This is a genomic window from Salana multivorans (assembly GCF_003751805.1).
Lineage (GTDB): Bacteria > Actinomycetota > Actinomycetes > Actinomycetales > Beutenbergiaceae > Salana > Salana multivorans.
Genome location: NZ_RKHQ01000002.1, coordinates 1036485 through 1056619, shown reverse-complemented (window position 1 = coordinate 1056619; position 20135 = coordinate 1036485). Strand labels below are relative to the sequence as shown.

General features: G+C 73.9%; 15 protein-coding genes. 6 read left to right on the top strand and 9 right to left on the bottom strand.

Going from position 1 to position 20135, the window contains the following annotated elements:
* Window positions 1-14: 14 nt before the first annotated feature.
* Window positions 15-1418, bottom strand: coding sequence for a MocR-like pyridoxine biosynthesis transcription factor PdxR (pdxR, locus tag EDD28_RS16875; protein WP_211339259.1), 1404 nt, complete (start codon window positions 1416-1418; stop codon window positions 15-17).
* 81 nt (window positions 1419-1499) lie between these two features.
* Here pdxR and pdxS point away from each other — a divergent pair, with 81 nt between their 5' ends.
* From pdxS to EDD28_RS16855, 4 genes are all read left to right on the top strand, one after another.
* On the top strand, window positions 1500-2396 hold the full coding sequence (gene pdxS / locus EDD28_RS16870; protein WP_123740857.1) for a pyridoxal 5'-phosphate synthase lyase subunit PdxS: 897 nt from the start codon (window positions 1500-1502) through the stop codon (window positions 2394-2396).
* Window positions 2393-2992 carry a pyridoxal 5'-phosphate synthase glutaminase subunit PdxT gene (gene pdxT, locus EDD28_RS16865; RefSeq protein ID WP_123740856.1) on the top strand — a complete coding sequence of 200 codons (600 nt, stop codon included), beginning with the start codon at window positions 2393-2395 and terminating at the stop codon, window positions 2990-2992. The genes pdxS and pdxT overlap by 4 nt, the downstream gene beginning before the upstream one ends.
* Before the next feature lie 190 nt (window positions 2993-3182).
* The gene (locus tag EDD28_RS16860) at window positions 3183-4040 is read left to right on the top strand and encodes an ABC transporter ATP-binding protein (RefSeq protein WP_170169536.1); all 858 of its coding nucleotides are present in this window, start codon (window positions 3183-3185) and stop codon (window positions 4038-4040) included.
* Window positions 4037-6019, top strand: coding sequence for a YhgE/Pip domain-containing protein (locus tag EDD28_RS16855; RefSeq protein WP_123740854.1), 1983 nt, complete (start codon window positions 4037-4039; stop codon window positions 6017-6019). The genes EDD28_RS16860 and EDD28_RS16855 overlap by 4 nt, the downstream gene beginning before the upstream one ends.
* 60 nt (window positions 6020-6079) lie before the next feature.
* Here EDD28_RS16855 and EDD28_RS16850 read toward each other — a convergent pair whose 3' ends face one another.
* The 7 genes from EDD28_RS16850 to EDD28_RS16820 form a co-directional block, all read right to left on the bottom strand.
* Window positions 6080-7072: a hypothetical protein gene (locus EDD28_RS16850; protein ID WP_123740853.1), complete on the bottom strand. Its 993-nt coding sequence runs from the start codon at window positions 7070-7072 to the stop codon at window positions 6080-6082.
* Between the two features lie 2 nt (window positions 7073-7074).
* Complete coding sequence (locus tag EDD28_RS16845; RefSeq protein ID WP_123740852.1) at window positions 7075-7713, bottom strand: RNA polymerase sigma factor; 639 nt, start codon at window positions 7711-7713, stop codon at window positions 7075-7077.
* A 53-nt stretch (window positions 7714-7766) separates the two neighbouring features.
* Window positions 7767-8321, bottom strand: coding sequence for a hypothetical protein (locus EDD28_RS16840; RefSeq protein ID WP_123740851.1), 555 nt, complete (start codon window positions 8319-8321; stop codon window positions 7767-7769).
* Window positions 8322-8372: 51 nt separating this feature from the next.
* Window positions 8373-10130, bottom strand: coding sequence for an ABC transporter ATP-binding protein (locus tag EDD28_RS16835; protein WP_123740850.1), 1758 nt, complete (start codon window positions 10128-10130; stop codon window positions 8373-8375).
* Window positions 10127-12100 (bottom strand): ABC transporter ATP-binding protein, encoded by a 1974-nt coding sequence (locus EDD28_RS16830; RefSeq protein WP_245968140.1) that lies wholly within the window; start codon window positions 12098-12100, stop codon window positions 10127-10129. The genes EDD28_RS16835 and EDD28_RS16830 overlap by 4 nt, the downstream gene beginning before the upstream one ends.
* A gap of 72 nt (window positions 12101-12172) precedes the next feature.
* On the bottom strand, window positions 12173-12850 hold the full coding sequence (locus EDD28_RS16825) for an HAD hydrolase-like protein (RefSeq protein WP_123740848.1): 678 nt from the start codon (window positions 12848-12850) through the stop codon (window positions 12173-12175).
* Window positions 12851-12853: 3 nt separating this feature from the next.
* Window positions 12854-13417: a hypothetical protein gene (locus EDD28_RS16820; RefSeq protein WP_148059655.1), complete on the bottom strand. Its 564-nt coding sequence runs from the start codon at window positions 13415-13417 to the stop codon at window positions 12854-12856.
* A gap of 354 nt (window positions 13418-13771) precedes the next feature.
* Here EDD28_RS16820 and ileS point away from each other — a divergent pair, with 354 nt between their 5' ends.
* Both ileS and EDD28_RS16810 read left to right on the top strand, forming a co-directional pair.
* Window positions 13772-17185 carry an isoleucine--tRNA ligase gene (gene ileS, locus EDD28_RS16815; protein ID WP_123740846.1) on the top strand — a complete coding sequence of 1138 codons (3414 nt, stop codon included), beginning with the start codon at window positions 13772-13774 and terminating at the stop codon, window positions 17183-17185.
* Window positions 17182-18666 (top strand): bifunctional folylpolyglutamate synthase/dihydrofolate synthase, encoded by a 1485-nt coding sequence (locus EDD28_RS16810; RefSeq protein ID WP_123740845.1) that lies wholly within the window; start codon window positions 17182-17184, stop codon window positions 18664-18666. The genes ileS and EDD28_RS16810 overlap by 4 nt, the downstream gene beginning before the upstream one ends.
* A gap of 22 nt (window positions 18667-18688) precedes the next feature.
* Here EDD28_RS16810 and EDD28_RS16805 read toward each other — a convergent pair whose 3' ends face one another.
* A complete protein-coding gene (locus EDD28_RS16805; protein WP_245968139.1) occupies window positions 18689-20005 on the bottom strand; it encodes an MFS transporter in 1317 nt (438 codons plus the stop codon).
* Between the last annotated feature and the right edge of the window lie 130 nt (window positions 20006-20135).

The window sequence follows — 20135 nt, the reverse complement described above, 5'->3', positions numbered from 1 at the left end:
ATCCCGGCGGACCGTCACGGCGTCGCGATCGCGGTGATCAGATCCAGTCCGCGGGCAAGCTCCGTCTCGCTGACCGCGCCGAAACCGAAGACGATCCCCGAGCTCCCAGCCCCCGACCAGTACTCGGACAACGGACTGACCCTCACCCCGCGGGCCGCCAGCTCTCCCACCACATCGCCCTCCGGACGGTCGGTCTCCACGACGGCGTGCAGGCCGCCGTCCATCGGGTGGACGCGCACACCGGGAACCCCGGACAGGGCCTCCACCACCTGGGCCCGGCGACGCCGGTAGCGGTTCCGCATCCGCTGGGTGTGCAGACGCAGCGCCCCGCTGTCCAGATAGTTCGCGACGGCCAGCTGCGCCACGAGCCCGACGGGCTGTCCCAGGTCGCGGCGCGCCTGCGACACCGTTGGCACGAGCCAACCGGGAAGCACCAGGAACCCGGTGGCCAGCGCCGGCGTCAGGGTCTTCGACAGGGTCCCCAGCAGCACCACCCTTCCCTCGGCGGGATCGTCGAGCGCGGCCAACGCGGGCAACGGCTCAGAGGTGTAGCGCAGCTCGGAGTCATAGTCGTCCTCGACGACGACGACCTCGTGCCGCCGGGCCCACTCCAGCAGCGCCTGGCGGCGCTCGACGGGCATCGAGCCGCCCAGCGGGTACTGATGACTGGGGGTGACGATGAGCAGGTCGGGCGCGTCTGCGCCGGTCGGCAGGTCCGTCACCCGCAGCCCGTGCCGGTCCACGGGGACGGGCACCACCGTCGCGCCGAGACGGGCGGGCACCCGCCTCAGCGATGGGTATCCCGGTTCCTCCACTCCCACCCTGAGCCGAGAGGGACGACCGTCGGCGAGCGCGAGGAGCAGGAGCGCGAAGCCCTCCCGGCCGCCACCGGTCACCGCGATCTGGTCGGGTGCGCGCACCACCGCACGCATCCGGCGCAGATGCTCGACCCACGCGTCTCGCAGCTGGGGCAGGCCAAGGGTCGGGACGGCGATGTCCACCGGCGCGACGGAGGCCCGCCGCCACGCCGCCTTCCAGGCGGGTCCCACGACGTCCAGCGCCCAGGGTCGGCCCGGACGCAGATCCAGGCCTGCCCGCGCCTCCACCTGGACCGACGGCACGTGGCGTTGCGGTCGCGGATGCACACCGCGTAGCTGCGGGTTCACCACCGTCGAGCGGCCGACGGCGGCGCTGAGATAGCCCTCCGCCAGCAGCTGGTCGTAGGCGGCGACCACCGATCCGCGCGAGACGCCGAGGTGAGCGGCAAGGGCGCGGCTGGACGGCACCGGGTCTCCCGGAGAGAGCACGGCTCCGGCGATCAGACGACGGAGCTGCGCCGCGAGCCGTCCGGGGATGGAGCTCCCCGTCTCTTCGTCCTCGAGGCTGAGGGGGAGCGTGATCTCGGGGGCGGTCCGCACGCGCACACCTTACTGGCCCAAGAACAGTGGGCCATTTCTGGCCCTGTTCATGGACCACTATGGCGCTCGACGATGGGTCGCATGACAGATCTCATTGGTTCTCCTCTGGTCAAGCGCGGCTTGGCCGACATGCTCAAGGGCGGCGTGATCATGGACGTGGTCACCCCCGAGCAGGCCCGGATCGCCGAGGACGCGGGCGCCGTCGCGGTGATGGCGCTGGAGAGGGTTCCCGCTGACATCCGCGCGCAGGGCGGAGTGGCCCGGATGAGCGATCCCGACCTCATCAGCGCCATCATCGACACCGTCTCCATCCCCGTGATGGCCAAGGCCCGGATCGGGCACGTCGTCGAGGCCCAGGTGCTGCAGCACCTCGAGGTGGACTACATCGACGAGTCGGAGGTGCTCTCTCCCGCCGACTACGTCAACCACATCGACAAGCGCGCCTTCACCGTGCCGTTCGTGTGCGGCGCCACCAACCTGGGCGAGGCTCTGCGCCGCATCACCGAGGGTGCGGCGATGATCCGCTCGAAGGGTGAGGCCGGCACGGGCGACGTGTCGGAGGCCACCAAGCACATCCGCACCATCCGACACGAGATCGCGGTCCTCAAGGCCAGCCACGAGGCCAACCCGGACGCGCTGTACGTCGCGGCGAAGGAGCTGCGGGCCCCCTACGACCTCGTGCTCGAGGTCGCCCGGACGGGCGCGCTGCCCGTCGTGCTGTTCACCGCTGGCGGCGTCGCGACCCCGGCGGACGCCGCGCTGATGATGCAGCTCGGCGCCGACGGGGTGTTCGTCGGCTCGGGCATCTTCAAGTCGGGTGACCCGGCCGCGCGCGCGGCGGCCATCGTCAAGGCCACTGCGCTCTACGACGACCCGGCCGCCATCGCCGAGGCCTCCCGGGGTCTCGGCGAGGCGATGGTCGGGATCAGCGTCGCCGACCTGCCGGCCCCCCATCGCCTGGCCGAGCGGGGCTGGTGAACCGGCCGACGGTCGGTGTGCTCGCGCTCCAGGGCGGCGTGCGCGAGCACATCCGCCTGCTGGAGGGCCTTGGTGTCCGGGTCACGCCGCTTCGGGTACCCGCCGACCTGACCGGCGCGGACGGGCTCCGGGTCGACGCCCTGGTCCTGCCCGGCGGTGAGTCGTCGACGATCGACCGGCTGCTGCGGCTCGTCGGCCTGCGGGAGCCGCTGGCCGCCGCGATCCGCGGCGGCCTGCCCACCCTCGGCACCTGCGCCGGACTGATCCTGCTGGCTCGGCGGATCCTCGACCCGGCACCGGGCCAGCAGACGCTCGACGTGCTCGACGTCACCGTCCAGCGCAACGCCTTCGGCCCGCAGGTCGACTCCGCCGAGGCCGACCTGGACACGACCCTCGGCCCAGCCCGGGTCGCGTTCATCCGCGCCCCGCGGGTCACCGAGGTCGGCCCAGGGGTTGAGGTGGTCGCCCGACACGCGGGACACGTCGTCGGCGTGCGCCAGGGCTCGATCGCGGGGCTGTCCTTCCACCCGGAGCTGACCGGCGAGACGCTCTTCCACCGCCGCCTCCTCGGCCTCGGAGGGGATGACGGTCCTTGAGGAGCGACGAAGGGGTGTCTCGAGAGGGGCGACCGGCAGTCCCGGTCGGTGGCCATCGGCGAGACCGAACGAGGCGATGACGACCTCCGTCGTCCCTTGACGGCGGCGTCTCGCCGTCGCAACGGCCGCATCCTCCTGGGGCGAGGCGGCGGGGACGGTCGTCGCGGGAGCGGACGTAGGCTCGCTGTTCGTGACCAGCCAACGCACCAGCCCGCCCGCGCGGACCGCGCTCGCCGTCTCGGGGGCGAGCCTCACCTTCCTGCGCCGCCCCGTGTTCTCGGACGTCTCGTTCACGGCTCCGCCGGAGAGCGTCGTCGCCGTCGTCGGTCCGGCCGGCAGCGGGAAGACCAGCCTCCTGCTCGCCATCGCCGCGCGGATGCGGCTGAGCGCGGGGGAGGTGCACGTCGTCGGGCGCGTCATCGGTGCGCAGGCCGGACCGGGGGCGGCCCGCCGGGCCGTGCGCTCGCGCGTCGCGGTGTCGCGGATCGCTGACCTCGTCGGGCTCGACCCGCAGCTCACGGTCCACGAGAGCGTCCGCGACGCGGCCGACTGGATCGGGGTGCCGCACGAGCGCGCCGTCGCGCACGTGCGCGCGTGGGCTGACCGGCTCGGGCTCGTCCTGCCCGACCGGACCCTCGTCGGGAAGCTGCCGGCGCTGGAGGCGACGGCGCTGCACCTCGTGCTCGCCGTGCTGGGCGACCCGGTCGTCGTCGTGCACGACGACCTGCCGCACCAGCTCCAGCTCCCGCAGCGTGCGCGGGCCTGGGAGATCGTCCGCGAGATCGCCGGCTCCGGTGTCGTCGTCGTTGCCTCGACGCTCGACGTCGGGCCCGAGGAGGCGGACGTCGTGGTCGCGCTCGGGGACGACGACGTCGCCGGGGCCGCCCACGGCCGGCACGCCGTGCTCGAGGAGCCCGCAGCAGCCGAGGAGCCCGCCGCGGCCGAGGAGCCCGCAGCAGCCGAGCCCGCCGCCGGGCCGAGCGGCGAGACCGAACCGCCGGACAGGTCCGTCGACCCGTCGGACGACACCGAGGAGGAGGACCGATGAGGACCGTGCGTCTCGCCTGGGCGGAGATCGCCCGCAACCGCAGCACGCTCCACCGGATCGCGCTCGTGTTCCTGCTGGTCGTCCCGACGCTGTACGGCGCCATCTACCTGTGGTCGAACTGGGACCCGTACGGGAAGCTCGACCGGGTGCCGGTGGCCGTCGTGAACGAGGACGAGGCGGTCACGGTCGACGGCCGCGAGGTGGCCGGCGGCGACCTCGTCGTCGAGAAGTTCGAGGCGGACCCGAGCTTCCTGTGGGTCGTCACGGACGCGGACGACGCGGCCGACGGGCTGGAGTCCGGCCGGTACTACCTGACGATCACGATCCCGCGCGACTTCTCCGCGCGGCTGGCCTCGGGCGCCGAGCTGACGCCCGAGCGGGCCGAGATCGTCATCCACCGCAACGACGCCAACGGCTACGTCATCGGCGTCATGGCGGAGACGGTGCAGGCGAAGCTGCAGGAGCAGATCAACGCCGCCGCGACGCAGGCCTACTTCGAGTCGGTCTACGGCGACCTGGGCAAGCTCCGCGCGGGGCTGGGCCGGGCCGACGAGGGCGCCCGCGAGCTGCGGGACGGGCTCGGTGACGCCAAGGACGGCGCGCACACGCTCGCGGACGGGCTGGCCGACGGCGCCCCCGGTGCCCGCGACCTCGCCGACGGGGCCACCAGGGTCGCCGACGGCGCGGACCAGGTCGCGGACGGGACGCAGCAGATCGCCGACCTCATCAACCCGATCGCCGACGACCTCGTGCCGGCCATCCCCGGCGTCGCGGACGGGGCCGTCGCCGTGACGGACGCGGTCGCCGACGTCGCCGGAACGGTGTCCGGCGGCGCCGACGCGCTGACCGGGCGGGTCGACGCGGTCGACACGGCCCTGGCCGACCTGGTCGCCGCCCACCCCGAGCTGGCCTCGGACCCGGCGTTCGCCACGGTGCGGGACGCGGTCGGCGCGGTCGACACCCGCGTCGGCGAGGTCGACCAGGCGCTCGGCGACATCCACGCGGACGCCGACCGGCTCGCCACCGACGCGCACGCACTGCAGGACGCGGTGCCGGACCTGCAGACGAAGGTGCGCGACGGGCAGAGCAAGGTCAACGAGCTCAACGACGGCGCGCACGAGGTGTCGGAGGGCGCCGGCCAGGTGCGGGACGGCGCCGAGGAGCTGGCGACGAAGCTCGCGGACGCCGCGACGGGCTCGGCCGATCTCGCGACGGGGCTCGACACCGCGGTGGACGGGACCGACGCGCTCGTCACCGGGCTGGACGAGCTGGTCGCGGCCGTGCCGGCGATGGACCCGGACCAGGCCGAGGCGAACGCCGCGATCCTCGGCAACCCGACCGACGTGCGGCTCGAGGTGGCGAACGACGCCGGCGTCTACGGGCGGGGACTCGCGCCGTTCTTCTTCGCGATCTCGCTGTGGGTGTTCGGGATCGTCGTGTTCCTCGTGCTCCGGCCGACGTCGGGGCGCGCGCTGGTCTCGCGCGCGCCGTCCTGGCGGGTCGCGCTGGTCGGTTGGCTGCCGATCCTCGGCATGGGGCTGACCGGTGCCTACCTGCTGCTCGGCGTCGCGACGTTCGCGCTCGGGCTGGACCCGGTGAGCTGGTGGGGGTCGGTCGGCGTCGTGACGCTCGCGGTGGCGGTCTTCACGCTCCTCGCGCACCTGTGCCGGGCCGGGCTGGGGCTGGTCGGGTCGGCGGTGCTGCTGGTCGTGCTCATGCTCCAGCTCGCCGCATCGGGCGGCATCTACCCACCCGAGACGCTGCCGCCGTTCCTCGAGTGGCTGCACCCCTACCTGCCGATGACCTACCTCATCGAGGCGCTGCGCGTCACGTTCACCGGCGGCTCGCCCGCCGTGCTCCAGCGTGCCGTCACCGTGCTCGCGCTGGTCGGGGTCGCGGCGTTCTGCGCGACGTGGGCCGTGATCGCCCGGAAGCGGACCTGGACGATGGCGGACGTGCACCCGCCGCTCGCGGACTGAGGCGCCCACGCGGAGCGAGCCGCGGCCACCGCGAGGATGGCCGCGGCCCGCTCCGCGAGATCAGGGCGCGTCGGTGCCCTCGATCTCCGTCGGGTTCTCCTCCAGCGCGCTCGTCCAGACGACCTCCTCGGTCGAGGAGAGCGTGCCGTCGGCGAGGTACCCGCTGACCGTGAGGGTGACGTCGGCGTCGCTGGTGACCGGCCACCAGGCGGCCCAGTAGGCCGGCGCGCCCGGGGTCGCGAGGCCGGCCTCCGACAGCGTCGCCTCGATCTCGAGACCGCCCGAGAACGTCACGGTCACCCGCGCGACGTCGGAGCCCGCCACGCCGAACACGTGCTGCGTGCCGTCGACGCCGGAGGAGATCCACGGCACCGGTCCGTCGTAGAGGTAGGCGTAGCTGCTGCCGCCGCCGGTGTACCTGATCTGCGTGGCGTCGATGGACGCGGGAGCCGGCCCGATCCCGACGCTGACGCCGACGTCGTCCTCGTGGTCGCCCGACCCGAGCATGCAGTCGGCGTGCGTCGCGTCGCCCGTGGTCGGGTCCGGTGGCCCGGCGAACATGACGTAGCTCCAGTCACCGCGACGCTCCGCGACGAGGGCCGAGAGCTCGGTGGTGTCGATCGTCCACAGGCTCTCGGGTGCGCCGGGCCCGTCGAGCTCGGCCAGGCAGTCGTCGACGATGGCGGCGCGCTCGGCGTCGCCGATCGGGTCCGGCGTCGGGCTCCAAGTGGCGTACGCCGACTGGCTCGGGCTCGGCCACACGGCGAACGTGAGACCGGCGGCGACCGCGGCCGCCGCGCCGAGGGCGACCCGGCGCGCCGTGCGGTGCGGACGCCGCGCGGCCTCGCGACGCTCGCGGGCGCCGTCGAGGGCCACGACGTCGGGCACGTCGCGTCCGTCGGCGGGGGAGGACGAGGCCAGCTCGGCGTCGATGCGGGCGCGTGCGGCGGCGAAGCCCGCGGGGTCCAGGGGCTCGGTGACGGCCGCGTCGACGGCGGGGGCGAGGGCGCGCAGCCGCTCCTCGATCGGGACGGTGGTGGGGGAGGTGGACATGGTCAGGCTCCTTCGATCCGGTGGGCGGGGTGGACGACGACGTCCCTCCCGCTGGGAGCCCTGGGTGCGCCCGGGGTGCTCGCGACCCGCGTCGTGCCGGCGGCGGGGACGCCGGGAGCCGTAGCCCCGTCGCCCTCGTCGTCCACCGCGGCGGCCAGCCGACGCCTGGCGCGTTGCAGCCGCATGGCGAAGGCGCTGGTCGAGCAGCCGGCGACGTCGGCCGCCTCGGCCGTCGTGAGGCCGTCCCAGGTGACCAGGAGCAGCGCCTCGCGCTCCTTCGGGGCGAGGGTCGCGAGCCCGCGCAGCAGCGTCTGGCGCTCCAGCGCGACCGCCTCGGCGCCCGGCGCCGTGCCGCCCGCGACCTCGGCGATCCGGCCGAGCTCGGACTCCAGCAGCCGGCGGCGGTACTGGGAGCGGCTCTGGTTGCGGATCGTGTTGCGCGCGACGACGAGGAGCCACGGCAGGGGGTTGCCCGGCACGTCGTCGAGCCGGCGCCACGCGACGAGGAAGGTCTCCGAGAGCACCTCGGACGCCGTGTCGGGGTCGACGTGGCGCAGCGCGTAGGCGTGGACCCGTCGCGCGAAGGCGTCCCAGAGGTGCTCGAACCGGCGCGCGGCCGGCTCAGGGGAGGAGGTGGTCATACCGGGGAGTGTCCGGGTCGGCCGCCGGATTCACACCGCGCTCGCGCGGCCGGCTAGGACACGAGGGCGATGCTGTCGACCATCCGGGTGAGCGTCGCGTCGGAGAGCTCGTAGCCGGTGGTGAAGAACGTCCGTCCGTCGGCCAGCTCGACGAACGTCACGGGACGGTCGTAGTCGGTGCAGAAGTTGGTGCACTCGGTGTAGACGACGGTGAACTGGTACGCGCTCGCGCCGGCTGCGACGTCGAGGTCCACCGCGACGGCGTCCTGCGGAAGCTGGTCGACCGCGCCCCAGGACGGGAACCGACCGTTGAGCGGGCGCTCGTCCGGGCAGGCGCCGTCGGCCGAGGCGGTCGCGATCGTCAGGTTGCTGCGGACCTTGCTCCCCGCGTACACCGACGCCCGGGCGTCGACGCAACCGGGGGCGCCGAGCGAGCCGTCCTCGACCGTGCTGTCCCGGGGCGCCTCGAGGGACAGCTCGAGATCGCCGACGGTCACGTTCACGGGCTCCCACACGGTCGGGGCGCACGCGGCGAGCGCGACGGTCAGGAGACCGGCGATGACGGCGGCGCGCGCACCGCGCGGGCGCCGGGGGCGATCTGGCTGCATGCCGGAAGCCTACGGCGACCGCGCGGACGGGCCCCGCGCGACCGACCGGCGTCAGCCCAGCGTCGCCTGCCAGCCCTCGTGGAGCTTGGCGAAGTGCCCGCCAGCTTCGACCAGCTCGGCCGGTGAGCCGTCCTCGACGATCCGCCCGCCCTCGACGACGAGCACGCGGTCCGCCGCCATGACGGTCGAGAGCCGGTGTGCGATGACGATGCTCGTCCGGTCGGCGAGCAGCGTCTCCAGGCCCTCCTGCACGATCCGCTCGCCGGGGACGTCGAGCGAGCTGGTCGCCTCGTCCAGCACGAGCACGGCCGGGTCGGCGAGGAAGGCCCGCGCGAACGAGACGAGCTGGCGCTGGCCGGCCGAGAGACGGACGCCGCGGCCGTCGACGGGCGTGTCGTAGCCCTCGGGGAGCGCCATGACGACGTCGTGCACGCCGACCGCGCGAGCCGCCGCCTCGATCTGCTGGCGCGTCGCGCGCGGGTTCCCGATCGCGATGTTCGCGGCGACGGAGCCGGAGAACAGGTACGCCTCCTGGGTGACCATGACGACGGCGCGTCGCAGGTCGTCGGACGCGAGGTCGCGCAGGTCGACGCCGTCGAGCCGGACGGAGCCGCGCCGGACATCGTAGAACCGCGCGACGAGCTTGGCGATGGTCGACTTGCCGGCGCCGGTCGTCCCGACGAGCGCGACCTGCTGGCCGGCCGGGATGTGCAGGTCGAGGTCGGGCAGGACGGCGGGGAGCGTTCCGTAGCCGAACTCCACGTGGTCGAAGTCGACCCGGCCCCGCGCGCGGGCGAGGCCGACCGGGCGGGTCGGCTCGGGAACGGTCGGGCTCTCCGCCAGTAGCGACGACAGCTTCTCCAGCGCGGCGATCGCCGACTGCAGCGAGTTGTAGAACGTGCCGATCTGGGCGAGCGGGGCGAAGAACCGCCGCGCGTACATGACGGAGCCGAGCACGACGCCGATCGCCATCGAGCCGTCGATGACGCGCAGGCCCGAGACGAGGAGCACGAGCGCGACCGTCACGTTGCCGATGGCGGTGAGGCTCGTGTCGAACACGCCGAACTGCCGGATGGACTCGACGTTCGCCTCGCGGTAGTCGAGCGCGAGCTCCGTGTAGTCCTCGGACGAGCGGCGCTCGCGGCGGAACGCCTGGAGCGCGCGCATCCCGGTCATGGCCTCGACGAAGTGGACGATGAGCCGGGCCGAGGCCGTGCGCTGGCGCCGGAACTGCACGGAGGAGCGCTGCTGGAACCAGCGCGTCACGAGGACGGCCGGGACGAGGGCGACGAGCAGCACGACGCCGCTCGGCCAGTCCATCGTCACGAGGAACACGACCGTGAGGATCATCGAGAGCGCGCTGCCGGCCAGCGCCGTGACGCCGCCGTCGAGCAGCTCGCGCAGCGCCTCGGTGTCCGAGGTCTGCCGCGAGATCACCCGGCCGGAGGTGTAGCGCTCGTGGAACTCCAGGTCGAGCCGCTGGGTGTGCCGGAACAGTCGCGAGCGCAGGTCGAGCAGCATCGACTGGCTCACGCCGGCCGCGATCTTGATCGTCGCCGCCGACAGCACGCCGCCGACGATCGCCGCCGTGAGGTACACCGCGGAGCAGACGAGCGCGGGGCCCAGCTCGCCGCGGCCCTGAGCTGCGGCCAGCGCCGCGTCGGTCCCCCACGCGATGAGGAGCGGCCCGGCCGCGAGGGCGAGCTGCGCGAGCACGACGACGACGGCGAGCAGCGCCACGCGCCCGCGCACGGGCCGTGCCAGCGACATCAGCAGCGCGAGGGACGGGCTGCGCTCCCCCCGGCTCATCGCGCCACCTCCTCGTCCTGGAGCCGGGCGTCCAGCTCGGCCTCCTGCTCGGCCTCGTCGATGATCTCGTGCTCGACCTCGTCGACGGCCTGCTCGGCGTCCGCGACGTCCTCGTCGGCGGGGTGCTCCTGCTCCATCGCCGTGAGCACGTACCGGTAGTGCGGGTGGCCGGCGAGCAGCTCGGTGTGCGTCCCGGCCCCGGTGATGCGCCCGCCCTCCAGCACCACGACGTGGTCGGCGAGGGCCACCGTCGACGGCCGGTGGGCGACGACCAGCGTCGTCGTCCCGGGCAGCAGCCGCCGCAGCGCGTCGGTCGCGGCGGTCTCGGTCGCGACGTCGACGGCGGACAGCGGATCGTCCAGCACGAGCACGCGCGGGCGGGCCGCGATGGCCCGGGCGAGGGAGAGACGTTGACGCTGTCCACCGGACAGGCTGAGCCCCTCCTCGCCGATGATCGTGTCGGTGCCGTCCTCGAGGTCGGCGACGAAGTCCGCCTGCGCCGCCTCGAGCGCCTCGGCCAGCCGCGTGTCCTCCTCCTGCGGGGTGAGCACGGCCGCACCGTCGGCGTCGGTCCCCTCGGTACTCTCGGCCCGGGCGGTCGCGGCGGCGCCCATGAGCACGTTGTCGCGGACGCTGGTGGAGAAGAGGACGGAGTCCTCGAACGCCGGCGCCACGATCGAGCGGACGTCGCGCCGGGACAGGTCGCGGACGTCGACGCCGTCGAGCAGGACCGAGCCGGAGGTGGTGTCGAGCAGGCGCGGGAGCAGGGCCAGCAGCGTCGACTTCCCGCTGCCGGTGAGCCCGACCAGCGCCGTCGTCCGGCCCGGCGGGAGGACGAGGTCGACGCCGTCGAGCACGGGCGCCTCGTCGGGGGAGAACTGGACCACCACGTCGCGCAGCTCGACCGTCGAGCCCTCGGGCGTGGCCGGGGCCGGGAGGCGCGCAGGGTCGGCTGGGTCCGTCAGCGGGTTGGGCAGGTCGATGACGTCGAGGTAGCGGTCGAGGGCCGCCCGCGCGTCGAGCGTCATCGCGAGCAGGTTGCCGAGCATCTCGACGGGGCGGTTGACGACGGCCGCGGTGACGAAGAACGCGGAGAGCGCGCCGATCGTGAGCTGGTCGTGCACCACGAGGTAGGCGCCCAGCCCGAGCGAGACGGCCAGCAGCGACTCCGGCAGGATCGTCAGGACGGCCGTGATGCGTGCCTGGGCGCCCGCCTTGACCAGCTCCGTTCGCCGCAGCTCGTCGGCCTGGGAGAAGAAGTCCTCGTGCGCGTCCTCGCCGCGGCCGAACGCCTTGAGCACGCGGATGCCCTGGACGGACTCCTCGACGTTGGTCGCGAGGTCGCCCGCCTGGTCGCGGGCGCGCCGGGCCGCGGCTCCGTAGGAGCGGCGCAGGCGGAACGTGAGCACGACCATGACGATCGCGCCGACGAGGTAGAGCAGGCCGAGCTGCCAGGCGTTGACGATCATGAGGACGACGCCGACGACGATGGTCGCGCTGGAGACGACCATCATGACGAAGCCGAACGCGACCCAGCGCCGGACGGCGGACAGGTCGCCCATCGAGCGCTGGATGAGCTGGCCGCCGGAGGTCCGGTTGTGGAACGCGATCGGCAGGTCGAGCAGGCGGTGGTAGAGCTCGACGCGCATGTCGTGCTCGGCGCCCGTCGCCGCCGTCGCGATGAAGACGCGGCGGCACCACACGAGGAAGGCCTCGATGAGACCGAGGGCGAGCACGAGCGCCGTCGCCCAGACCAGGCCGGTGACCGACCCGGAGCTCAGCAGCGGGCCCTCGATGACGACGCGGAGGACCTGGGGGATGGCGAGCGCCATGAGGCTGGCGAGGAGGGCGGTGATGCCGCCCATGACGATTCGGGGCAGCACGGGACGAACCCAGTCGAGCAGGCGAAGCATCGTTGCTGGGGTCGAGCGGGGGGCTGCTGGTCTCTTGGGGCCGGGTGACACAGGCATCGAATCGATTCTACTCCCGCCCCCGGACGGCGCGTCCGACCCGCTCGCGGCGCGAGGGCGACCCGCGCCGGGTCAGCCGGTGAGGCGAGCGAGCACGGCGGCCGCGAGGTCGTCGACGCGCGGGACGATGCCGACCGCGTCGGCGAGCTCGCCCAGGACGGCATAGCCCCAGCCGACGCCGAGGCAGTCGATGTCGTGCTCGCGCGCACCCTCGACGTCGTGGTGGCGGTCGCCCACCATGAGGATGCGCTCCGCGTCGGGGACGAGCTCGCGCCTGCGCAGGTCTGCGAGCGAGTGCGCGATGACGCTCGCCTTCGAGGACGGGACGTCGTCGAGCGGCGCGCCGTAGACCCTGTCGACACGTGCGGTCAGCCCGAACCGCTCGCAGATCGGACGGGCGTAGACCTCAGGCTTCGACGTGGCGACGGCGAGCGTGCAGCCTGCTGCGCGCAGGAGCCCGAGCTGCTCCGGGATGCCGTCGTAGACCCGGTTGTCCCACATGTTGCCCGCGGCGAACGAGGCGCGGTATGCCCGCACGGCTTCGCTGAGGCGCTCGGGCGGCACGCCGAGCGCTCGCATCGAGACCGGCAGGGGCGGACCGACGAACGAGCGCAGCTCGTCCGGCGTGGGTCGTGCGAGACCGAGGGCGTCGAACGCCGCGGCCGCCGATGCCATGATCCCGGGTGCGGAATCGGTCAGCGTGCCGTCGAGGTCGAGCAGGACGAGGGGAGCAGCCGTCGTCGTCCCCATCGGCTACGCGACCGCCAGCGTCACCACGAGGGCGACGACGATCCCCAGCAGGGCGACGGCCCCGCCGACCCACGCGGCGATGATCGCGCCGCGCTCGGCGCCGCCGCGAACGACCGTCAGCCCGGCGGCGGCCGCGGCCGCCTCGACGAGCTCGCGCGCCTCGGCGGAGTCGAGGCGCAGGTCGAGGACCCGGCCGAACGAGCCGTCGGCCCGCCAGCCCCACACGACCTCGCGCCGCCGCGTCCTGATCCGGCCCCGGACGAGCGACCCCGTCACGAGGCTGGGCCGGCCGGCGCTCCACCGCAGCTCGCGGATCTCGTCGGTGATCGCGACCGTCGTCTCGGACGGGAACCGGACGATCTCGCGCTGCTGCGCCGTCACGCCCGCGGCCGAGAGGGTTCCCCACCAGCTTGCGTCCGCGATGTCGAGGGAGAGGACGACGCCGCGGTCGTCCGGGTCGAGGCGGTAGGGCGTGCCCTCGACCGCGCGCTCGAGACACGCGAGCATGCGCTCGCGACCGCCGCCGTCTGTCGTGCCGGGGGGAGGGGACCAGGGGGTGTCGGACATGCCGACCAGTCTCGCAGGCGCGTCGGACCGCGCGGGGCGGCGCCCGTGCGGCCGGGCCGGACGGGGGCGTAGGATCGGACGCACAGGCGTCGACCCGGCCATCACCGGTGAGCCTCCGGAAGAACGGCCCTCCGCCCCGACCCCCTCGACGGGGTCGCGCGCGGGCTCAGTAGAACCGGACGGGCAGGCCCGTCACAGCCGTCAACGAGTGGCCGCGCGGCCCGCCTCGACCGGGGCCCGCGGCAAACGGGGTGGTACCGCGGTCCACCGGCGCGAGCCGGCGGGTCGTCCTCGCGACGCAGCACGCACGACGCAGGACCGACCAGCGAATCGCCAGCACCACCGGAGCAGAAGTTGACGAGCGACAGCTACCCCCGCCACACCGACGCCGGCCTCGTGGCCTCCCCCTCCTTCCCCGCGATCGAGCAGCGGGTGCTCGCCTCCTGGCTGATCGGCGACACGTTCCGCAAGTCCGTCGCCGCGCGTCCGACGGGGGAGAACGGCGAGAACGAGTTCGTCTTCTACGACGGCCCCCCGTTCGCCAACGGCCTGCCCCACTACGGCCACCTGCTGACGGGCTACGTCAAGGACGTCGTGCCGCGCTACCAGACGATGCGCGGGCGGCACGTCGACCGGCGGTTCGGCTGGGACACGCACGGCCTGCCCGCCGAGCTCGAGGCCGAGCGCATCCTCGGGATCACGGACAAGTCCCAGATCGAGGAGATGGGCATCGAGGCGTTCAACGCCGCGTGCCGCGAGTCGGTGCTCGCCTACACCAAGGAGTGGGAGGAGTACGTCACGCGCCAGGCGCGCTGGGTCGACTTCGAGAACGACTACAAGACGCTCGACCCGGGCTTCATGGAGTCGGTCCTGTGGGCGTTCAAGCAGCTCTACGACAAGGGCCTCGCGTACGAGGGCTTCCGCGTCCTTCCCTACTGCTGGCGCGACCAGACGCCGCTGTCCAACCACGAGCTGCGGATGGACGACGACGTCTACCAGATGCGCCAGGACCCGGCGCTCACCGTCGGGCTCCCGTTCGCGCCGGCGCTCGCCCCCGCCAACGACCACGACCAGCTCGACGCCGTCCTGGCTGGCACCGACCTCCTGGTCTGGACCACGACGCCCTGGACGCTGCCGAGCCACCAGGCGGTCGCCGTCAACCCGCGGGTGACCTACGTCGTCGTCGAGCCGGAGGAGGGGACGCCGGTGGCGCTCGCCGCTCCCGGCACCCGGGTGCTGCTCGCCGCCGCCCGCCTGTCCGCCTACGCCCGCGAGCTCGGCGAGGAGCCGCGCGTCGTCGCCGAGATCGCGGGGGCCGACCTCGTCGGCCGCCGCTACTTCCCGCCGTTCCCGTACTTCACCGACGACGCGGGCCGCGCCGAGGCCGACAACCCCGCGTGCTTCCAGATCCTCGCCGGGGACTTCGTCACGACCGACGACGGCACGGGGCTCGTCCACATGGCGCCCGCGTTCGGCGAGGACGACATGCTCGCCTGCGACGCGCTCGGCATCACGCCGATCGTCACGGTGGGCGACGCGGGGGAGTTCACCTCGCTCGTCCCCGACTACGCGGGGCTGCAGGTCTTCGACGCGAACCCGCGGATCATCGCCGACCTCAAGGCCGGCTCGGGTCCGCTGGCCGCGGTGCCGGCCGAGCGTCGGCCGCTCGTCGTGCGCCACGAGACCTACGACCACTCCTACCCGCACTGCTGGCGCTGCCGGAACCCGCTCATCTACAAGGCCGTGTCGAGCTGGTTCGTCCGCGTCACCGACTTCCGGGACCGGATGGGGGAGCTGAACCAGGAGATCTCCTGGACGCCGGAGCACATCAAGGACGGGCAGTTCGGCAAGTGGCTCGCCGGCGCGCGGGACTGGTCGATCAGCCGCAACCGCTACTGGGGCACGCCGATCCCGGTGTGGGTGAGCGACGACCCGGCGTACCCGCGGATCGACGTCTACGGCTCCTTCGAGGAGCTGGCCCGCGACTTCGGCGACGTCCCGCGCAACGACGCCGGCCAGCCCGACCTGCACCGGCCGTGGATCGACCGGCTCACCCGGCCGAACCCCGACGATCCGACGGGTCGGAGCACGATGCGCCGCATCCCCGACGTGCTCGACGTGTGGTTCGACTCCGGCTCGATGCCGTTCGCCCAGGTGCACTACCCGTTCGAGAACGCCGACTGGTTCGAGCATCACTACCCGGGCGACTTCATCGTCGAGTACATCGGGCAGACGCGCGGCTGGTTCTACACGCTGCACGTCCTCGCGACGGCGCTGTTCGACCGGCCGGCCTTCCGCTCGTGCGTGAGCCACGGGATCGTGCTCGGCTCGGACGGGCGCAAGATGTCCAAGAGCCTGCGCAACTACCCGGACGTCAACGAGGTGTTCGACCGCGACGGGTCCGACGCGATGCGCTGGTTCCTCATGTCCTCGCCGATCCTGCGCGGCGGCAACCTCGTCGTGACCGAGGAGGGCATCCGGGCCGAGGTGCGCGGCGTCCTGCTGCCGCTGTGGAACGCGTACTACTTCTTCGCGCTCTACGCCGGGACGCTGAACGGCGGCGCCGGCTACCTCGCGCAGCCGGTCGCGCCGGAGGCCGTGGCGGACCTGCCAGTGATGGACCGCTACCTCCTCGCGCGCACGCACGACCTCGCGGTCCAGGTGACGCGCGCGGCCGACGCGTTCGACGTCGCCGCGGCCTGCGGGCTCATCCGCGAGCACATCGACCTCCTGACGAACTGGTACGTCCGCACCCAGCGGGAGCGGTTCTGGGCGGAGGACACCCGGGCCTTCGACACGCTCTGCACGGCGCTGGAGGCGCTCACCCGGATCATGGCGCCGTTCGCGCCGCTGCTCACGGAGGAGATCTGGCGCGGGCTCACCGGCGGGGAGTCCGTGCACCTGACGGACTGGCCGGTGACGACGCGGGAGACCGAGGACGGCGAGCACGGGGGGACCGTGACCTACGACGTCGAGCCCGCGCTCGTCGCCGACCCCGGGCTCGTCGCGGCGATGGACCGCGTCCGCGAGGTCGTCTCGACGGCGCACGCGCTGCGCAAGGCGAACAAGGTCCGCGTGCGCCAGCCGCTGCGCTCGCTCGTCGTCGTGCTGAGCGACGCCGACGAGGCGGCCGCGCTCGCGCCGTTCGCCGACCTGGTCGCGAGCGAGGTCAACCTCAAGGCCGTGGCGCTCGAGGACCTCGCCTCCGACGCCGCCGCCCGCTACGGCGTGGAGACCCGGCTCTCGGTCAACGCGCGCGCCGCGGGACCGCGCCTCGGCAAGGACGTCCAGACCGTCATCCGAGCCGCCCGCGAGGGCGACTGGACCCAGGGGCCGGACGGCGCGGTCGTCGCCGGCGGCGTCGTGCTGCTCGACGGGGAGTACGAGCTCGTCACCCAGGCGAGCGCCGCCGACGAGGGCGACGAGCGGCAGCTCGCCGTCCAGGTCCTCCCGGGCGGCGGCTTCGTCGTCCTCGATCTCGCGCTCGACGACGCCCTGCGGGCCGAGGGCTTCGCGCGCGACGTCGTGCGCCAGGTGCAGGACGCGCGCAAGGCCGCCGACCTGCACGTGAGCGACCGGATCGACCTGCGTCTCGGGGTCCCGGACGAACGCGTCGCGGACGCAGAGACCTGGCGCGACCACATCGCGCGGGAGACGCTCGCGACGTCGCTCGCGATCGGGCCGGTCGACGCGGGGGAGCTGGCCAGGGGAGCGGTCGCGGTCGTCGACCTGCGCCGGGACGCGAGCACGAGCGAGGAGCTGGCATGAGCCGGGACGGGGCCGACGCGCGGCGCGCGAGCGAGGCGGGCGAGTCCGAGCAGCGCGCGCGGGAGATCTACCGCGAGATCCTGCGCCGCACGCCGGAGCACGACTTCGATCCGACGATCGAGCGCGTCGCCCGCGTGGTCGACGTGCTCGGGTCGCCGCAGCAGATGTTCCGCGCGATCCACCTCACGGGGACGAACGGCAAGACGTCGACGGCCCGGATGATCGACGCGCTGCTGCGCGAGCTGGGCACCAGGACGGGCCGGTTCACCTCCCCGCACCTGTCGACCGTCCGGGAGCGGATCGCGATCGACGGCGAGCCGCTCACCGCGCAGGAGTGGGTGCGCGCGTGGGACGACGTCGCGCCCTACATCGAGATGATCGACGCCGAGCTGGTCGCGTCCGGCAAGTACGGCGCGGGCGGCGAGCTGTCGTTCTTCGAGGTGCTGACGGCGATGGCGCTGGCCGCCTTCGCCGACGCCCCGGTCGACGTCGCGGTCCTCGAGGTCGGCATGGGCGGCGAGTGGGACTCGACCAACGTCGTGGACGCGGAGGTCGCCGTGCTGACGCCGATCAGCCACGACCACGAGCGCTGGCTCGGCCACACGCTGCCGGAGATCGCCGCCGTGAAGTCGGGGATCATCAAGCCGGGGGCCACCGCCGTCGTCGGGAACCAGGAGAGCGAGGTGCTCGAGGTCATCGCCGCGCGGTGCGTCGCCGTCGGCGCCCGGCTCGTCGTGGAGATCGAGACGTTCGACGCCGACGCCGACGCCGACGGGGGTGTCGCCGAGCTCGACGCGGAGGCCGTGCTCGCCGCGCTCCCGGACGGCACGACCCCGATCGCGCTGCTGTCCCGCGCCGTCGCCGTCGGCGGCCAGCTCGTGTCGATGCGCGGGATCGGCGCCGTCTACGAGGACGTCTTCCTGCCGCTGCACGGGCGCCACCAGGCCCATAACGCGCTCGTCGCGCTCGCGGCCGTCGAGGCGTTCCTCGGTGGTGTCGCGCTGCCCGCCGACGTGGTCGAGGCCGCGTTCGCGTCGGTCAGCTCGCCGGGACGGATGGAGATCGTCCGCAGCTCGCCGACCATCCTCGTCGACGCGGCGCACAACGTCGCCGGGGTCCGCGCGGCCATCGACACGCTCGAGGAGGCGTTCGCGTTCGAGCGGCTGGTCGGCGTGTTCGGCGCGATGGCGGACAAGGACGTCGAGGGGATGCTCGTCGAGCTGGAGCCCGTGCTCGCGGAGCTCGTGGTCTCCCGCTCGACGTCGATGCGCTCGATGGAGGTCGACGACCTGGCCGAGCTGGCCCGCGAGGTGTTCGGGGAGGACCGCGTCCACGTCGCCGAGCGGCTCGACGAGGCCCTGACGCTCGCGGTCGAGCTGGCCGAGTCCGAGGCGTACGGCGTTGGCGCCGGTGCCGGGGTCGTCGCGCTCGGGTCCGTCGTGCTCGCGGCGGAGGTGCGCACGCTCGTCGGCCGCGGCTGACGAGCCCCGGCCATCGGCGGGGTCAGACGACGGGGGCGTCCCGCGTCGCCGCGCGCCGCTGGACCAGGAACGCGGCGACGGCGCCGGCCGCGGCGAGCACCCCGGCGGCCAGGTTGAGGCCGTCGTACCCGATGCGGGCCAGGGCGACCCCGGCCAGCGCGCCGCCGCCGGCGCCGGCGAACGACATGAGGGAGTCCGAGAGGCCCTGGATGGCCACGCGGCCGTCACCGGGAACGGCGCCGGCGATGCTGCTCGACCCGGCGACCGTCGCCGCCGACCAGCCGACGCCGAGCAGGACGAGACCGATCGTCGTCGCGCCCGCGCTGGCCCCCGACGTGCCGGCGACGGCGACCGCGGCGACCTGCGTCAGCAGGCCGAGGACGAGCACGACGGGGGCGCCGATCCGGTCGCTGAGCCAGCCCATCACGGGGGAGAGCGCGTACATCCCGGCGATGTGCAGGCTCACGGTGAGACCGACCAGGCTGATGCTGGCACCGTGCCCCGCCATGTGGACCGGCGTCATCGACATGACGGCGACCATGACGGCGTGCGCCACCAGGATCCCGAGCAGCGCCCCGACGGCCCTGGGGAAGCGCGCCAGCGTCGCCAGCGCCTCGGTGATCGGCACGCGGGTGCGGACCCCCGTGACGACGCTGTGCCCGTGCTCGCCCTCGCGCGCGACGGCGAGCGGGTCCGGCCGCAGGCCGATCCACAGCACGAGCATCGCCGCGAGCATGCCGGCGAGCGAGAAGAGGAACGCCGCCCCGAGCTCGGGCAGCCCGGTGAGGCGGCCGAGCGGGCCGCCGAGCCCGACCAGGTTGGGGCCGGTGACGGCGCCGACGGTGCTCATCCACACGACGAGCGAGAGGTCGCGGGCGCGGCTGCCCGGTGTCGACAGGTCGGTCGCCGCGAACCGCGCCTGAAGGTTGACGGCCGAACCGACGCCCATGAGTGCGCCGCCGGCCAGGAGCAGCGGGAAGCTCTGCCACACCGACGCGAGGACGAACGCGACGGCCCCGACGGAGGCCAGCAGCAGGCCCGAGCTGAGTGACGCGCGGCGGCCGCGGGCCAGCGCGAGGCGGGCGAGCCAGAGCGCGGAGAAGGCGGCGCCGAGCGTCGCCGCGGTGGTGACCGACCCCGCGAACGCGTCGTTCCCGGTGATCTCGACGGCCAGCAGCGAACCGATCGACACGACCGAGCCGGCCGCGAGGCCGCTGAACACCTGGGCGACGGAGAGCAGGACGATCGTGCGCCGGCGGAGCGCGTCGACGCGGGAGCGATCGAGGGTGGCGGGGGAGCCGGCGGGCTCGGGGGAGCCGAAGGGGTCGGTCACGGGCACCGGACAACTCTGCCACCGCGGGCGCGCGCTGGCCCGACGGCACGGGTCGACACCGCGGTGGGCGCGGTGGCCGAGGCGGCCGCTGGAAGGCGAGGAAGGCGGCGCCGGTCGGACTCGGTCCGGCATGTTG

What these genes read in the sequence shown, in the direction of transcription:
- pdxS (WP_123740857.1), top strand. Translation starts at nt 1,500, where the DNA reads ATGACAGATCTCATTGGTTCTCCTCTGGTCAAGCGCGGCTTGGCCGAC.
- EDD28_RS16855 (WP_123740854.1), top strand. Translation starts at nt 4,037, where the DNA reads ATGAGGACCGTGCGTCTCGCCTGGGCGGAGATCGCCCGCAACCGCAGC.
- EDD28_RS16850 (WP_123740853.1), bottom strand. Translation starts at nt 7,072, where the DNA reads ATGTCCACCTCCCCCACCACCGTCCCGATCGAGGAGCGGCTGCGCGCC.
- EDD28_RS16845 (WP_123740852.1), bottom strand. Translation starts at nt 7,713, where the DNA reads ATGACCACCTCCTCCCCTGAGCCGGCCGCGCGCCGGTTCGAGCACCTC.
- EDD28_RS16840 (WP_123740851.1), bottom strand. Translation starts at nt 8,321, where the DNA reads ATGCAGCCAGATCGCCCCCGGCGCCCGCGCGGTGCGCGCGCCGCCGTC.
- EDD28_RS16835 (WP_123740850.1), bottom strand. Translation starts at nt 10,130, where the DNA reads ATGAGCCGGGGGGAGCGCAGCCCGTCCCTCGCGCTGCTGATGTCGCTG.
- EDD28_RS16830 (WP_245968140.1), bottom strand. Translation starts at nt 12,100, where the DNA reads ATGCCTGTGTCACCCGGCCCCAAGAGACCAGCAGCCCCCCGCTCGACC.
- EDD28_RS16825 (WP_123740848.1), bottom strand. Translation starts at nt 12,850, where the DNA reads ATGGGGACGACGACGGCTGCTCCCCTCGTCCTGCTCGACCTCGACGGC.
- EDD28_RS16820 (WP_148059655.1), bottom strand. Translation starts at nt 13,417, where the DNA reads ATGTCCGACACCCCCTGGTCCCCTCCCCCCGGCACGACAGACGGCGGC.
- EDD28_RS16810 (WP_123740845.1), top strand. Translation starts at nt 17,182, where the DNA reads ATGAGCCGGGACGGGGCCGACGCGCGGCGCGCGAGCGAGGCGGGCGAG.